Origin of the sequence: Pseudoalteromonas sp. PAB 2.2 (assembly GCF_001938575.1) — a bacterium.
Taxonomy (GTDB): Bacteria; Pseudomonadota; Gammaproteobacteria; order Enterobacterales; family Alteromonadaceae; genus Pseudoalteromonas; species Pseudoalteromonas lipolytica.
Map to the genome: position 1 here is coordinate 212,081 of NZ_LYPI01000009.1, position 15,910 is coordinate 227,990.

The following is a 15,910-nucleotide window of genomic DNA, read 5'->3' on the forward strand; positions in this document are numbered from 1 at the left end:
GGATTTTCTTTCTAAAGGCTACTTCCCCGTCCTCAATACTGATACTATAATCCAACGTTAATCGGTATATCGGCAAGGACGTTACATTGCGCTTTTTAATTCAACTGTCAGTTTTTTTAACTATTTCATTACTCGCAGCCTGCGGGGGTGACAAAACAACAAAAGAAACAGCAGTCCCCCCTACTCAAACCGGGTTAATTATTTCTGCCGATAATGGCTTAACTGAGCAGTTTGATAATGGCAAAGTCATTCTCACAGCCCCAAAGAATACCGTCACAACAGACACAACGTTCACGTATACATCAACAGCTGCGACACCTACCGATACTGACCAAGGCATTGTCTCTGCGCGCTATACATTCAGACCGAATAATGTGGTTTTTTCAGACCCACTAACCTTAGCGATTAAGCTACCAGAGCAACAAACTGATGTTGCTTTTAGCATCGTAATTTTAAAAAATGAGCAATGGCAGCCCCTTACTACAATAAAAAATGACGATGACTTTGCAGTCAGTCAAATCACTGACTTTGGCACATTTGCTTTAAAGTCGCGCAGTGTGCCTGCGGTCAGTAAAACGATTGGTGAACAATGTGATGATAACGCAACGTCACAAACCGTCCGCTTTATCCATGTAGCTGACTTACATGCTCGCTTTGGGTTTAAAGAGCAGCTTTTTAGTCGTATCCGCAGTTATTACGACAATGCAAAGCAAGCGAACCCAAACACCCTCTTTACGAATGGTGGGGATGACTATGAAAAAGGCACGGTTGCTGAACAAACATCGCAAGGCTTAGCTACGGTTGAAGCCATTAAAGCAATGGCATTTGATGTGAGGGTTATTGGTAACCACGATTACGCCTGGGGTCCTGAGCAATTACTTGATTTTGCCGATGACGATAATGCCATTGTGCTTGCCAGCAACACGGAATACGACGGTAATGCCGACATTGAATTTGCAGCAGTTGATTTTTCAGTGGTAAAGGTAGGCTGTCTGCGTATTGGTTTTTTTGGCATGACTTCAGTGCCATGGAATGAGCTTGATAATCCGATTGAAGATGATCCAATTCCAGATTTTATTGCTAACTTCAAAATGAATTGGCAATGGCAGGAAGTGGCAGAGCAAATCGTTAATCAATATCGACAAGACGTAGACTACATGGTGATGGTAAGCCACCTTGGGGAAGGCACTGATACGCGTATTGCTACCACTGTATCTGGCATTGACTTAGTGCTCGGTGGGCACACCCATGGCGGCGAAAATTATCAAACTCTCGAAAACGGCAGTCTTGTAATTCAGCCAAACTTTTTTGCCCAAGGTCTAACCGATTTAACCTTAACCTTCGACCTTAAAGATAAAAGTATCATCGATGTTGATTACAATACGGTATCGACCAGCGACATAATGACAGTTAGCACAGACACAAAAACAGCAATAGACGAAATTATGGGCCGCTATGCCCCCGACGCCAATACCGAAATTGCTGTGTCTGAAAACTACCCAAGCGCTGAGGAAGTAGCCCTGCTCACAGCGAAAGCAACAAAACAACAATTTGCAGCTATTGATGCAGCTCTTTTTGATGCAAGCCAAGTACAAGATCGCTGGTTGCCCGGCACACTCACACAAGAAGATTTTCATGCCGCGTTTAAAGTTGAGCGCCAACCCTCAAATACATCAGGCTTCAATGCAATTTACCAAGTCAATGTCACAGGCGCTGAGCTTAAAGCCATGGTACAAAGCCAACCTGAGTGGGTTTACTTAGCCCCCGCGAGTATTGACGATGCTGCACAGTATCAAGTGGCACTTTTTAAAGGCCCTGCCCTCAATAGCACCTTATTCTTCCCGACTGTGCCAGCATTAGAGGCAAATTTATTGGCCGAAAGTTGGTGGATACTGGATAACTATGCCCGTTTTCGTACCAGCCAGTGTTTATATTTAGACACAGAGAATACACTGAGTGCCTGCGAAAATGAGGATGTAGTCACTGTCTGGAATTTTAATGATCCGAGCCAAGGGTTTAAAAGTGACTTAGGTCCCGCAGCTCTTAACTTCTTCGACCCAGAACAACGTAATTGGGGAGAAGAAAACAGCCAATTTTCGACGACCAGCGCATTACAAATTGCTGATTTAAAAGACGGTATATCAGGGGTATTAGCGTTTTCTCGGCACAGTCCAAGTCAAGGCTTACTACTAACTGCAAATAGTGCTGCCAATGGCGACTTTACCAATGACGGATTGATTGCCGATTACACACTCGTCATGGATTTACTGTGGCCTGAACAAAGCAGTCAACAATGGCGCGCTCTGTTACAAACCGATATCACCAATATAAGCGATGCCGACTTATATACGAATAAAGCTAACGCGATAGGTATTGCTACAACTAAGAGTGGTTACTTTGGTAACCTAAACGCTGGTGAGTGGCATCGCCTTGCTTTTGTATTCTATGCAGCGCCGACTAACGGAGCACTAAAAATTTACCTAGATGGTAAGCTTATCGGTGTGAAAGACGAAGGCGAAATAAACCAGCGCTGGGCGATTGATAAAGCAACCTTACTGCTGACCGATAATGACTATGAAACGGAGCCTGGGTATTTAAATGCGCTGCTGTTTGCAGGCCGAGCCATGACAGACAATGAAATAGCCACCTTAGGCGCAGCAAAACAACAATTGAATTATGTCCGCTCAACACGCATCTTAAATAACGTTGTTGAACGTCATTACCAAACGGCACCACAAATAATGAATAATCCGTGGTTACAACAACGCAGTAAGTTTTTTAACAAACAACGCCAAAGTGTAAACTAATTAATACACACAAGCTAAATAAAAAGGCCAATATTGGCCTTTTTAACTCCTTTAAAAAAAGCATTTAAAGCATTTAAATTCAAAAGCTTAATAACGAAAAACAATGTGCATCATGCGTCCTATTAAGCCTTTCTATTTGCTTAAGCCTAGGGTGATTGTTGAAATTAAAATCATTGTCCCATTTAATTTACAAAACACACCGTCGCTAAATAAGCCTCAGATCTTCCCCTTATCGGTTTTCTGGTTAATCATCCGCTCATTACACAACAATAACTTTTTTAGCGCAGTGCTTATAATTGCGGGAGTAATGACAATGAGCGAAGTAAATAATCCGTTAGGTTTAGTGGGCATTGAATTCACTGAATACGCAACACCTGATGCAGATTACATGGACAAAGTATTTACTGATTTTGGTTTCTCGAAACTAAAAAAATTCAAAGGTAAAGACATTGTTTACTATAACCAGCACGACATTCATTTCTTACTAAACAATGAGCGTGAAGGTTTCTCGGCCGAATTTGCTAAAAGCCACGGCCCAGCAATCTGTTCAATGGGTTGGCGTGTAGAGAATGCTCAAAAAGCATTTGAAGTAGCGGTTGAACGTGGCGCAAAACCTGCCACTGATTCAGCACACAAAGACTTACCTTACCCTGCAATTTACGGTATTGGTGACAGCTTAATCTACTTCATCGAACAATTTGGTGACAAAGGTTCAATCTATGAGTCTGATTTCGAAGACTTAGAAGAGCAAAACGTTGTTGAAGACAAGGGCTTCCTTCGTATCGACCATTTAACAAATAACGTCTACAAAGGCACCATGGAAACATGGGCTAACTTCTATAAAAATGTATTTGGTTTTACTGAAGTTCGCTATTTCGACATTAAAGGTCAAAAAACAGCGTTATTATCTTATGCACTTAAATCACCGTGCGGAACCTTCTCTATTCCAATCAACGAAGGTAAAGATAACAACAACAACCAAATCGATGAGTATCTAAATGAGTACAATGGTCCGGGTGTACAACACTTAGCATTCCTAACGAATGACCTAGTAGGTTCACTTGATAAGCTAGACCAATCAACAATTGCAACGCTAGATATCATCCCTGAGTACTACGACACCATTTTTGACCGTGTACCTTGGGTTAAAGAAGACAAAGAAAAAATCCGTGAGCACCAAATTCTTGTCGATAGCCAGAGCGAAAACTGCTACTTGCTACAAATCTTCTCGAAGAACCTTTTTGGTCCTATCTTTATTGAGATGATCCAACGTGTAGACGACGGTGGTTTTGGTGAAGGTAATTTCCAAGCATTGTTTGAGTCTATTGAACGTGATCAAGAGCGTCGTGGTGTAATCTAAACCACACGTAACCAAAAAAGCAGCGTGTTTAACACGCTGCTTTTTGTCGTTTTGATTTCTGTTTTCAACGTAACTGTTTAAATTGCGCAGATTGCCTCCATATCACTATCTAACACATCAGCGCGAACTAATAAGGAAAGAGTATGAGCCTAATTAACGAAACCCATGATATTAATTTAAAAAGCTGGGTGAGTTCAGCAAACGAAGCGAACTGTGACTTCCCGATTCAAAACTTACCATTCGCAGAAGTTCGTCGTAAAAACTCAGACGAAGCGTTTCGTGGTGCCGTTGCTATTGGCGATCAAGTAATTGATTTAGCGAAAGTGAATGAACTTGGTATCTTCTCAGGTGATGCACAGGTTGCTGTTGCAGCGGCTAGCAAAGCAACGCTTAATGAGTTTATGGGTTTAGGTCAGCAATACTGGTCTGCACTGCGTCTTGCATTATCAAACGCACTTCGCGAAGGCGCCAAAGAGCAAGCTCAGCTTACTGACGCCCTCATTGCACAGGCTGATATAGAATTTGCACTGCCATGTCGCATTGGTGATTACACAGACTTTTATACCTCTATCTACCATGCAACGGCTGTCGGCAGCTTATTCCGTCCTGATAATCCTTTACTGCCTAACTATAAATGGGTACCCATTGGCTATCATGGTCGTTCTTCATCGATTGATGTATCAGGTCAAACATTCCACCGTCCAAATGGTCAAACAAAAGCACCTGACGCTGAAGTACCTTCATTTGGCCCGTGTAAACGCCTAGATTACGAATTAGAGCTCGGTATTTACTTAGGTAATGGTAACGAGCTGGGCGATGCAATTGCCATCGAAAACGCTGAAAACCATGTATTTGGTTTCTGTGTATTCAATGACTGGTCAGCACGTGACTTGCAAGCATGGGAATACCAACCTTTAGGTCCATTCCTTGCGAAAAACTTTGCATCAACTGTCTCACCATGGATTGTAACAACAGAAGCACTTGCACCGTATAGAACACAGTGGACGCGCGATGAAAATGATCCGCAACCAATGGACTACTTAGAATCGACGCACAACCGTGAATTTGGCGCGTTCGATATTAAGATGGATGTGCAAATTGAAACTGAAAAAATGCGTAAAGAAGGTCACGCTCCAACGCTAGTTTCTAAATCAAGCTTCAAGCACTCATACTGGACAGTGGCACAAATGGTCACACACCACACGGTAAACGGCTGTAACTTCCAACCTGGTGACATGCTAGGTTCGGGTACGCAATCTGGCCCAGAGCACGAAGAAGCGGGTTCTTTATTAGAGCTTTCACGTGGTGGTAAAGAAAAAATCACACTTGAGAACGGTGAACAACGTACTTTCTTAGAAGATGGTGACAACGTTATTATGCGTGGCTGGTGTGAAAAAGAAGGTTTTGCACGTATTGGCTTCGGCAGAGTTGAAGGCACCGTATTACCTGCTAAATAGAAATACTTATCTATTTTCATAAACTAAGGGCATTTTTTGCCCTTTTTTTTGTACTTTTTTTAACTGAGTTACAATTTTTTGCTAGCTTTTTTAGTTCAGATTGCTATCTTAGCTCGGTTATTAGCCGATTTATGTACGCCATGTTAGTTAAACTTAAGTCTTTTTATCGCACGTTTTTTCCAGCTCGACAGCTGCTGATCCGTCAAAACGGCGAAGTAAAACACCTTATATTAGCACCTTGGGTACAATTAACGACTTTACTCGTCGTTTTAACCGCTCTTGTTTGGTTGAGCGTGTCAACATTACAAATCATTTCGCAAGCTGACAAAATGTCTCAAATAGAGCAAACCCAGCTTAGCAAACAACAAGAATGGCAAAAGCAATACCAACAACAGCAAGCCATTTACACAAAACAACTTGAACAATTGGCGGTGTTAGAGCAAAAACAAGCTTTACTGCAAAGCATGATTGAGTCTTTACCTGAGTCAATGAACAAACCAGCATTAAATAATGAGGCTGAACCTATCCTACTGCCGATTCAAGAGAACGCAGACGAGTTTCATGCCCCATTAGAAGACGAGCAACTACCTGCACAGGCAAAACAATACGAAAGCGCCTCAATGCGCATTACACGCCTTAATAAGAGCTATGACTACACCTTCAATTTTTTAGATCAGCAAATTAAGCAACGCCACGAAGAGATTATCGCAATGCTTGAAGGGGCAGGATTAGACAGCGCACTTGCTCGCAGTTCTGTAGCTGAAGATACCGACACTGCACAAGGGGGTCCGTTAGACTTATTTGATGAGTCTAAAATACCCAGTCAATTTTTGGCCATTGCAGACAAACTCTTGGCATTAAACAATTTAGAAAATTTATTAAGTGAACTACCGCAAACACTGCCTGCAGCCGATTACTATATTTCAAGCAGTTACGGTTTACGTAAAGATCCAATGAATGGCCGTCGCGCTTTTCACAAAGGAGTAGACCTGGCAGGTTGGCACAAAACAGAAATTTTTGCGCCTGCTGATGGCACCGTACTTCGCGCAGGTCGCAATGGCGGCTATGGTAATTTTATCGAGCTACAACATAAAAATGGCTTCGTAACACGCTTTGGTCACTTAAATAAAATTAAGGTGAAAAAAGGCCAAACAGTCACTAAAGACGATGTAATTGGTTTAATGGGTAGCACTGGTCGAAGCACCAGCACGCACCTACATTACGAAGTTTTAGTGAATGGTAAACATGTCAATCCAGTTAAAATAACAAAGGCGCTTTCTCGTGTTCGGTAAGAAAAAAAAAGCAGCAACCAGCAGTAGCTCATCTTTAAAAAGAACCAACCACACTCCCTCTATCATTGCAGAAGATATGCGTTTGACGGGCTCACTCACCAGCCAAGGTGAAGTTCAACTTGATGGTCGCATTGAAGGTGATTTGCGTGTAAAGCATTTAGTGATTGGCCTAACCGGTATGATTGAAGGCATGATCGAAGCTGATAGCGTGGTCGTTAAAGGTAAAATTATTGGTTCGTTGATTGCAAACAAAGTGATGATTGAAAGTAGTGCCGAAGTGCATGGTGATGTCTTTCACGACACTTTAAGCATTGAAGCAGGCGCAATGATAGAAGGCAGCCTAAAACATCGACACGAAGAAGACAACGTTGCCCCTATTAAACCTGAAGCAGGCGAAGAAAGTACATCCTCGCTGCTAGTCGATGATGACAACGACTTGTCATTTGTTAATAAACAAGCCGCTGACAAGTCTTAACGCTTTTTAGCCGTTATATACATTGTAATGTCTGCGGTGAATACCAATTCATCGCGGCTGTTATACACCTTAACGGGTACAACTAAATCTTCTTTATCTAGCCATTGCCTAGGGAAATCTATCTCAGCCACTGCGCGCATATCACTATCCACTTTTGCTAAATAATTAACCGTCATACTTTTTGGGATCCAACGGTGCGTTTTAGCAGGTACGGTGGCATCAACCATTAGCCCTGCACATAATTCAGCAATATTACACTGAGCAATGGCATGTATCGTACCAATATGATTATGTATCGCACGGCGATTTTTAACCGTTGCACTGCAATAGCCCAATTTCAATTCATTGACGACAGGCTTTATTGAAGCAAAGTAAGGCGCTTTAAAACACACGGCTTTACTAAAAAGCCATTTTCCTTTTGGCAAAGACTGGCACTTCGACCAAATTTTTAACAGATTCGATTGTGAGCTCACGACATCTATCCAATTTTTTTATTAGAAATAAAAACTAACACATCAGACCAGATAGCGAAATGAAAATTTAAAGTAACCATTACTCGCGCAAACGAATGACAACGTATGTATCACACAATAACCCGCATCAACGCTTTTCTTTTCTTTAAGGGGCACATAAAATACCGTTTTAAGGAGAGCGAATGCAGTCACGCCAGCACAAAAACCCCAGTTTACTATTCATCTTAGGCCTTCTGGTTATCTTTAGCCCGTTAGCTATTGATATTTATTTACCGGCTTTTCCAACTATTGCAGACCAGTTTCATGCATCGGAGAAACAAGTACAACAAACCGTCGCAATTTTTATGCTGACCGTAGGACTTGGGCAGTTAATTGCAGGTCCTTTAGCAGATAAGTTTGGCCGTAAACCTGTCGCCATTGCAGGAGTAACTTTATATGGTTTGGCTGCGTATGGCGCTTACCTATCTCCTGACTTTACCAGCCTTATGTTTGCAAGAGCACTGCAAGGCTTGGGCGCCTGTGCAACCTTTGTCGTAGCATTTGCCATAGTTAGAGACAGATTTGGCAGTGAGCGCAGCGGTCAGATAATTACTTACCTCAATGGTATCGTGTGTTTTATCCCTGCCCTCGCCCCTATTTTAGGTGCGTGGTTAACGGTGCAATTTGGCTGGCGTATGAACTTTTTATTTATGGCTGCCTTTGCCCTCGCAGGCTTACTTATTACGCTAATACTTTATAAAGAAACACGCCCTGCCGACAGTGTATACAGCGGTCACATTCTTGATTTACGGCGCTTTATTCCCATAATCAGCACCCCTCTGTTTTTATTTCATAGCTTAATTTGTTTAGTGACTATGTCAGCAATTTTGGTGTTTGTGACCTTAGCACCCGGCTGGCTTATTACTGAATTAGGCGGTAGCGTCAGCGATTTTACTTTTTGGTTTACCTGTAACGCCGTGCTTAGCATTCTAGCTAGTTTCATAATGCCTCTGTATATAAAGCGACAACCTAAACGCGCATTAAAAATTGGCCTTATGTTATTAGTGCTCTCTGGCGGTTTAATGCTCATTTTAAGCCAGCAGCGTAGCGCTATTGCCCTCATGTTCCCCATGTTTATAGCTGCATTTGGCTTTGCATTAACTTTAGGGTCATCAGCCGGTAGAGCGTTAAGCTTATACCCAAAACAAGCGGGGACTGCATCTGCACTTATTGGTTTAATGCAAATGAGTGGCGCAAGTTTACTGGTGTTTATAACACAGTATTTAAACTTAGTTACGCCCGTTTTAATTGGTGTGCACTTCTTAATGCTTATACCTTTTGCTTATTTACTCTTAAAACACAAACACTTGTCATAGAGTTTAGTTCACATTCGTTACCAAATACGGGTAAATGAGAATAGTTATATTCTATTTACCCGTTTAGACTTCTCAATATAACATTAGATTATAAAAGACCTGTTTCTAGAATTTTTTGTTCCGTTTTTATGGATAATTTTACTTGTACCCACGGTTTTATTAAATTATTGTTTAATTAAGTTAACATTTAGTTAACTCAATAACACGTTTGGGATACGAAATATGAAAAAGAATAAATTAGCTTTAGCGTTAATCATCAGTGGTCTGTGCGCAGCAGGAACTGCACACGCAGCAAACGACCGTTATATCATCCAAGTAGACAACAATAAAAAAGGCGTGGTGAAAGCCCTTGCTAAAAAACTGGGTGGTGATATCAAAGTTGATGGTAATGGCTTTATTGCAGCACAATTTACTGGTCACGATTTAGCAAGCGTTAAAGGCTTACTTAATAACCCACATATTAAACTCATTGAAGAAGATCATAAACGTGTACCCATGGCGGTATACAATGATGATGCTGGCAATGCAATGCAGCAACAGTTAACTCCCTATGCAGTTTATCAGTCACAAGCTGATCAAGTAACATTTGATGCCAATGCCGGTATGAAAGTGTGTGTCATTGACTCAGGCCTTGATGCATCAAACCCTGATTTTGTGTGGGGTAATATCACAGGTGATAACGATAGTGGCACAGGCAACTGGTTTGACAACGGCGGTCCTCACGGTACTCACGTAGCAGGCACTATTGGTGCTGCTGACAACAACCTAGGTGTTGTTGGTATGGCTCCGGGTGTTGCTATGCACATCATCAAAGTATTTAACGCTGAGGGATGGGGTTACTCGTCTGATCTAGCTCATGCAGCTGATTTATGTTCTCAAGCAGGCGCTAATATTATCAGTATGAGCCTTGGCGGTGGTGGCTCAAACAGCACAGAATCAAATGCATTCGCAAACTTCACAAACGCTGGCGGCCTTGTTGTAGCAGCAGCGGGTAATGATGGAAACAGTGTTCGTTCATACCCTGCTGGTTACCCATCAGTAATGATGGTAGGTGCAAACGATGCAAACAATCAAATTGCTGATTTCTCACAATTCCCAAGCTGTACGTCGGGCCGTGGTAAAAATGTAACGACTGACGAAACAATCTGTGTAGAAGTCACTGCGGGTGGTGTTGATACCTTATCTACATACCCTGCTGGCATGGCAACGGCTGCAAGCTTAACCGCGGATAATACCGGCTATGCTACATCTGCAATGGAAAACTCAGGAAATGCTGCGGGTACAGCTTATTATATGGGTACAGCAGAAAGCGTTGATACAGCGGCATCAGGCAAAGTATGTATGATTGACCGTGGTGTCATTTCGTTCTACGACAAAGTGGCAAACTGTGAAAACTCTGGCGGTATTGGTGCAGTTATCATCAATAACGAAGCGGGTATGTTATACGGTACGTTAGGCGATACAAACAACACAAGCATTCCAGCCGTAGGCGCAGCACTTGAAGACCGTGCAGCTTTACTTGCAAGCACGAACATTAGCATTAACATTGGTACTAGCGATTACGGCTACATGAGCGGCACTTCAATGGCAACCCCTGCAGTTTCAGGTGTGGCAGCGCTGGTTTGGTCAAATCATCCACAATGTACTGGTACTGAAATCCGTGCTGCACTTAAAGCAACAGCCGAAGACCAAGGCGCTGCGGGTCACGACGTTTACTTCGGCCACGGTATTGTTAAAGCGGCTGCGGCTGATGCTTACCTAACAGCTAATGGCTGTGCGGGTGGTAATAACGGTGGCGGTACGACACCGGGTGGTGATGAAATTAGCTTATCAACATCAGGTTATAAATCAAAAGGTGTTGCGTATGTTGATCTTAGCTGGAATGGCGCAGCAACCAGTAATGTAGATATTTACCGTAACGGCAGCAAAGTAACGTCTGTAGCAAATAACAACAGTTACACAGACACAATTACAGCGAAAGGCGGCGGTTCTTACACTTATCAAGTATGTGAAGCACAAAGCACAACTGTTTGCTCAAACAATAGCACAGTCGCGTTCTAATACTTTCCCCAACCTCGATGAGCGGGCAACATTGCCCGCTTTTTCTTTTCTTGAAAACTTGTTAACATCAAGCACCTAGCTTTATTCACCTGTGCCAATGATCAATCCTGAGTTTTTACTGTCGTTTTTAGGCGCCAGTTTTTTAATCGCTATTGCCCCCGGTCCTTCTAACGCTTTTTTAATGGCACAAACCTTTGCAAATGGAAGAGCGGCAGGCTTGCAAAGCGCATTTGGTTTTGCGTTAGGCGGGGTTGTGCATACCTTTTTTGCTGTTATAGGTTTAACCGCTATTTTAAAAGCCTCTACAGTTGCTTATACCACGGTTCAATATTTAGGTGCTGCCTACCTGTGTTATTTAGGATTAACGACGTTAAAAGCAACGGTTAGTCAGCCTAATCCACAATGCGAAGATAAGCCCCATGTAAGCACCAGTAAAAAACAGAATGTCATGTTTCAAGCCATGATGACCGAAGTGCTTAACCCAAAAGTTGCGTTGTTTTTTATTGCTTTTATACCGCAGTTTGTCGACCCAAGCTTATCGTCAACCACATTTCAGTTAGCATTTTTTGGATTACTCTATCCTCTTTTTGCTTTTCCTATCGACTGCACGTATATTTATTTCGGCGATAAGATAGCCAGTTACTTTCGTGATCACCCGCAAACCCAACTTTGGATTGATAGAATCACAGGACTGGTCTTTATTGCACTGGCAATTAACCTTCTAATATAAGAGCACTTATGGAACAAAAACAACAAGCCTTACCCGCCAAAAAAAATATTGCCCTTGTTGCCCATGATGGTAAAAAAGCAGCACTGAAAGCATGGTGTGAAAAACACAAAGCGATATTAAGTAAACACACTTTATATGGCACAGGCACAACAGGCCATTTAATAGAGCGTACAACAGGTCTTGAGGTTATTAAGCTGTTAAGTGGCCCAATGGGTGGAGATCAGCAACTAGGGGCTAAAATCGCTGAACACGAAGTGCATATGCTGGTATTTTTCTGGGATCCACTGGCTTCTCAACCTCACGACCCCGATGTAAAGGCGTTACTGCGTTTAGCTGCAGTGTGGAACATACCTGTAGCGTGTAATGAAGTCAGTGCAGATATGCTCTTAAGCTCACCAATGATGGAAAGTGAGCTTAATCGTACGCTACCTGATTACGAGAAGTACTTAGCTACGCGCCAAGTAGCATTGTAATTTTTATCAATGAGCACATTTAGCGATAAAGCGTATGTGCCCATTTAGTTAATCCGGCTGTTACGCTGCCAAAATGGTCACCATTGAGCATATCAATATTTCCCAGATGTGTTTTTAACGCTGCTTTAATTAATGGCGACTGGGCACTGCCTCCCGTTAAATAAATTACGTCGGGTGAAGTGCCGGCCTCTTGTATCGCCTGTTTAGCCAGTGCCACAATTTGGTTTATTGAATCTTCTACCGCTAAAGCTAAATCATTGAGCGTTAAACATTGACTCAACTCTGAATCTAAAAAGCTTAAATCAGTATTGAATGTGTCTGTTGATGAAAGTGCTATTTTTGCAGCCTCACCTTGCTGGACCAACTGGTGACCTTGCTTATTTTGCTGTAAATGAATTAAGCGCTTAAATAAATCAGGTTGCTGCACTTCGCGCAATTGCGTAACAAGTTCTCGATGATGAGCGTCACTATAAAATTGGCTTTGCAGGTTCACATCATTAATTTTGCACGCTTGCCAAAATGGCTGATTTGGTAAAGGTAAGCCTGACTTAAACTCAGTGCCTAAGCCTAATAATGGCATTAAGCCATGAAAGCTCAGGGCGATGTCTAAGTCATTGCCCCCTACTCGTTTACCACTGTGTGCTAAAAAGTCATTGTCGCGACATTGATTTTGACGAAAGCCTGGACCCATCTGCACAAATGAGCAATCACTGGTGCCCCCACCAATATCAACTACCAGTACTTTTTTATCAGCCTGTAGCGACGTTTCATAATCAATCCCCGCAGCCAGTGGCTCATATAAAAATGATACCTCTTTAAAACCCGCACGTTTTGCTGCTCGTTCTAAAATTCCCAGTGCCTGTTGGTTTGACTCTTCTCCGCCCACTGACTGAAAGTTTACAGGCCGACCAATCACTGTTTCAGTTAAGTTTTGCTGTAAAGACTGCTCTGCACGTTGCTTAATTTTTAAGATCATCGCTGTGGCTATGTCTTCAAAAAAGTTAATTTGACCTTGCTTTAAGCCGACTGCGCCAAAAAATGACTTGGGTGATTTAACGAAATAACCTTCTTCTGGAAATTGAACATACTCGCTAATCGCTTCACGACCAATAAATAAGGTTTCATCGCCTGTTTGAATATCTAAATCAGACTTCACTCGGGGTATGGTATTGAGTAGCGCTTGGCGCTGTGCCCTAAATTCAGCTTCTTGATCGCTCCCTGTCAAATGTTTCGCAACAAAATCAACAACAAGTGCACTATGGTGGGTATATAACGTTGATGGTAAATAGTGTTTGCCCTGCTCAAGCGGCACCAATGATACTTGCTGCTCATTATTCATCACACCTATTGCACAATTAGAGCTTCCGTAATCAAAGCCTGCAAACATTCTATCACCTATACATCAACAAAAAGGCCGCGAAATTTACCATAGTCGCGGCCATTTTTGAATGCTTAAACGTTACAGCGGTACTCGCTCATGTAAAAAGCTCGCGAAACGTGGCAAACCATTTTTAGTAAATCCATGATATTTATAAGTAATGGTGCTACCTATCGCAGGAGGAAATTGCCGTTGCTTATCAGAAAACCCCGAACCTATTTTAAATTCAACACCCTCGGCATTGCGCACCTTAAGTGCACCTAACATATTTTTATACTTACCTTTGCCAGGAAAGTGAGCAATCACGACCGCTTCTGCATCAAGATAAGGCTTAAGCTTTAACAAAGCATCACTGCGACCCGCTTTATGTGTAGCTAAAGCAAGGTGCAACATTACGCCTTCAGCGCCCTTCGCAACAAGCTCATCCATAAATAAGCTTAGCTGATGGTTATCGGTAAACCGTCTTTGTTTGACTGCTCTGATATGCTCTGCGTTAATTTGCGTTACTAAGCCTGCGTAATTCTCATACCGCTGACTAAATGGCAACGTAGCATCAGGCATATCAAATACCTGATAACTTACTGTGTGCCACTCGCTATCGTTCGGTTGATGTGTGCGAACAATCCCGCTAAGGTTGGCAAAATCTTGGCGTTTCGTCCACAACTCACCATCGAGCCAAACATCAGGCAATGGGGCTGTAAACCAAACGGGTGCATGGATGAGGTGACCATTACGAGTGACAAGTTTATTTCCTGTCCAAATGGCTCTTATACCGTCATACTTTTCGCTCACTAAGTAATCATTAATATTTACCTTGTCTGCATCATAAACATTAGCAAGGAGAACATCTGGGGTGACTGCTGCGGTGGATGAAAAACTGATAACGAGTAAAAACACGGACAGGTGTTTTTTAATAAAGGTAATCATAATTGCTTCCTTGCAGTAATTAATAACAACGTGACCATAATCGAGTAGTCACGTTTTCCTTTACTATAGTTTAGTTTGTACCCATTTGAAAACTTCTTGAAGATTTGCCATGACCGCGGCTGCTTTTGAAAAATCGTGTTCAACGGTAAAGTGATTAGGCACTGCAAACACACTAACATTAGCGTTATTTGCTGCTGTAACACCGGTAAATGTATCTTCAACAGCGATAGCCTCATCGGCATTAATATTCAGGCTTTTAAGGGCGAGTTGATAGGGTTCACCTGCAGGTTTAGGGTTTTTGACATCGTCTTTCGTGACAATACAATCAAACCAATCAAATATGCCATATCCCTTTAAAATCGGATACGCTTCATCTTTAGCACTTCCTGTTACTAAGGCCATTTTTAAACCACTTTCTTTAACTTGCTCAAGCACGTCTTTTGCGTGTGGCATTAAAGCCGGTAAGTTTGCACTCACAAAATGACCAAATGCAGTGTATTTCGCGTCTGTAAGCGCCTGAGGCGAAATAGTTAATTGATAGTTTTCAACCACTTCTTTCGCTGCCTCAAGGGTTGGCCTGCCCGAAAATCGCTGGCAAAAAGTGGCTTCATCATAGTGAACGCCAAACGGCGCTAAAATGTCATTCCAGATATTAAAATGCACACTTTCAGAGTCGACAAGTGTGCCATCCATATCAAACAATACTGCTTTTAAAGTCATCCTCATTCCTTTTACAGTCTAAAAGATAAAAGGTGCCATTTGGCACCTTCGATAAATATAATATGTTACTCAGTTAAACCCGCAGGTGGCTCTGCAAAAGCCTCTTCACCCGTTTCAACATCAACCAACTCATAGCCACGCTGCTTTCTAACCACTTTCAATATAGGTTTTGAAAAAGCGGTTTTTAAACGATCTGCATCGGCTTCTAGTTCTTCAACAGTATGACCAAACGGTGCGGCACCTGTTTCAGACCAATTGGTCACTTTGCCATTGAGATTATATTCAACTTCGTGAATTTGATATTGTGCAGCCTCATCTTTAGTCGCTTCACAAAAAATGACACGGTAATTCCAAAATCCAGCCATGATAGTTCTCTTATAAATTAAGTTATAACCCGTACTT

Annotated in this window: 14 protein-coding genes; 9 read left to right on the forward strand and 5 right to left on the reverse strand. The window is 42.2% G+C overall.

Annotated elements, in window-relative coordinates; all coding sequences use genetic code 11:
• Positions 1–86: 86 nt before the first annotated feature.
• The 5 genes from BWD47_RS07690 (at position 87) to BWD47_RS07710 (ending at position 7,391) form a co-directional block, all read left to right on the forward strand.
• Positions 87–2,807: a metallophosphoesterase gene (locus BWD47_RS07690; protein ID WP_075593750.1), complete on the forward strand. Its 2,721-nt coding sequence runs from the start codon at positions 87–89 to the stop codon at positions 2,805–2,807.
• Between the two features lie 313 nt (positions 2,808–3,120).
• Positions 3,121–4,167 carry a 4-hydroxyphenylpyruvate dioxygenase gene (hppD, locus tag BWD47_RS07695; RefSeq protein ID WP_036969124.1) on the forward strand — a complete coding sequence of 349 codons (1,047 nt, stop codon included), beginning with the start codon at positions 3,121–3,123 and terminating at the stop codon, positions 4,165–4,167.
• A 143-nt stretch (positions 4,168–4,310) separates the two neighbouring features.
• Positions 4,311–5,624, forward strand: coding sequence for a fumarylacetoacetase (gene fahA / locus BWD47_RS07700; protein WP_036966951.1), 1,314 nt, complete (start codon positions 4,311–4,313; stop codon positions 5,622–5,624).
• A 140-nt stretch (positions 5,625–5,764) separates the two neighbouring features.
• Entirely contained in the window at positions 5,765–6,916 is a 1,152-nt protein-coding gene (locus BWD47_RS07705) for a M23 family metallopeptidase (protein ID WP_036969122.1), read from the forward strand.
• Positions 6,906–7,391, forward strand: a complete 486-nt coding sequence (locus BWD47_RS07710) for a polymer-forming cytoskeletal protein (protein ID WP_074989562.1) — start codon at positions 6,906–6,908, stop codon at positions 7,389–7,391. The genes BWD47_RS07705 and BWD47_RS07710 overlap by 11 nt, the downstream gene beginning before the upstream one ends.
• Here BWD47_RS07710 and BWD47_RS07715 read toward each other — a convergent pair.
• Positions 7,388–7,864, reverse strand: a complete 477-nt coding sequence (locus BWD47_RS07715; RefSeq protein WP_036966946.1) for a hotdog fold domain-containing protein — start codon at positions 7,862–7,864, stop codon at positions 7,388–7,390. The genes BWD47_RS07710 and BWD47_RS07715 overlap by 4 nt on opposite strands.
• 182 nt (positions 7,865–8,046) lie before the next feature.
• On the opposite strand from BWD47_RS07715, the gene BWD47_RS07720 reads away from it, so the two are divergent.
• The 4 genes from BWD47_RS07720 (at position 8,047) to BWD47_RS07735 (ending at position 12,483) form a co-directional block, all read left to right on the forward strand.
• On the forward strand, positions 8,047–9,219 hold the full coding sequence (locus tag BWD47_RS07720; protein ID WP_036966943.1) for a multidrug effflux MFS transporter: 1,173 nt from the start codon (positions 8,047–8,049) through the stop codon (positions 9,217–9,219).
• 222 nt (positions 9,220–9,441) lie between these two features.
• Complete coding sequence (locus tag BWD47_RS07725) at positions 9,442–11,280, forward strand: S8 family serine peptidase (RefSeq protein WP_036966941.1); 1,839 nt, start codon at positions 9,442–9,444, stop codon at positions 11,278–11,280.
• A 97-nt stretch (positions 11,281–11,377) separates the two neighbouring features.
• The gene (locus BWD47_RS07730) at positions 11,378–12,010 is read left to right on the forward strand and encodes a LysE family translocator (protein ID WP_036966939.1); all 633 of its coding nucleotides are present in this window, start codon (positions 11,378–11,380) and stop codon (positions 12,008–12,010) included.
• A gap of 8 nt (positions 12,011–12,018) precedes the next feature.
• Entirely contained in the window at positions 12,019–12,483 is a 465-nt protein-coding gene (locus BWD47_RS07735) for a methylglyoxal synthase (protein WP_036966937.1), read from the forward strand.
• 19 nt (positions 12,484–12,502) lie between these two features.
• Here the strand turns inward: BWD47_RS07735 and yegD are convergent, their stop codons facing one another.
• The 4 genes from yegD to BWD47_RS07755 form a co-directional block, all read right to left on the reverse strand.
• Positions 12,503–13,870, reverse strand: coding sequence for a molecular chaperone (gene yegD / locus BWD47_RS07740; protein WP_065978847.1), 1,368 nt, complete (start codon positions 13,868–13,870; stop codon positions 12,503–12,505).
• A gap of 72 nt (positions 13,871–13,942) precedes the next feature.
• Positions 13,943–14,788: a DNA ligase gene (locus BWD47_RS07745; RefSeq protein ID WP_075593751.1), complete on the reverse strand. Its 846-nt coding sequence runs from the start codon at positions 14,786–14,788 to the stop codon at positions 13,943–13,945.
• A gap of 63 nt (positions 14,789–14,851) precedes the next feature.
• Positions 14,852–15,508 carry an HAD family phosphatase gene (locus BWD47_RS07750; RefSeq protein WP_074989565.1) on the reverse strand — a complete coding sequence of 219 codons (657 nt, stop codon included), beginning with the start codon at positions 15,506–15,508 and terminating at the stop codon, positions 14,852–14,854.
• Positions 15,509–15,573: 65 nt separating this feature from the next.
• Entirely contained in the window at positions 15,574–15,873 is a 300-nt protein-coding gene (locus BWD47_RS07755) for a hypothetical protein (RefSeq protein WP_036966929.1), read from the reverse strand.
• Between the last annotated feature and the right edge of the window lie 37 nt (positions 15,874–15,910).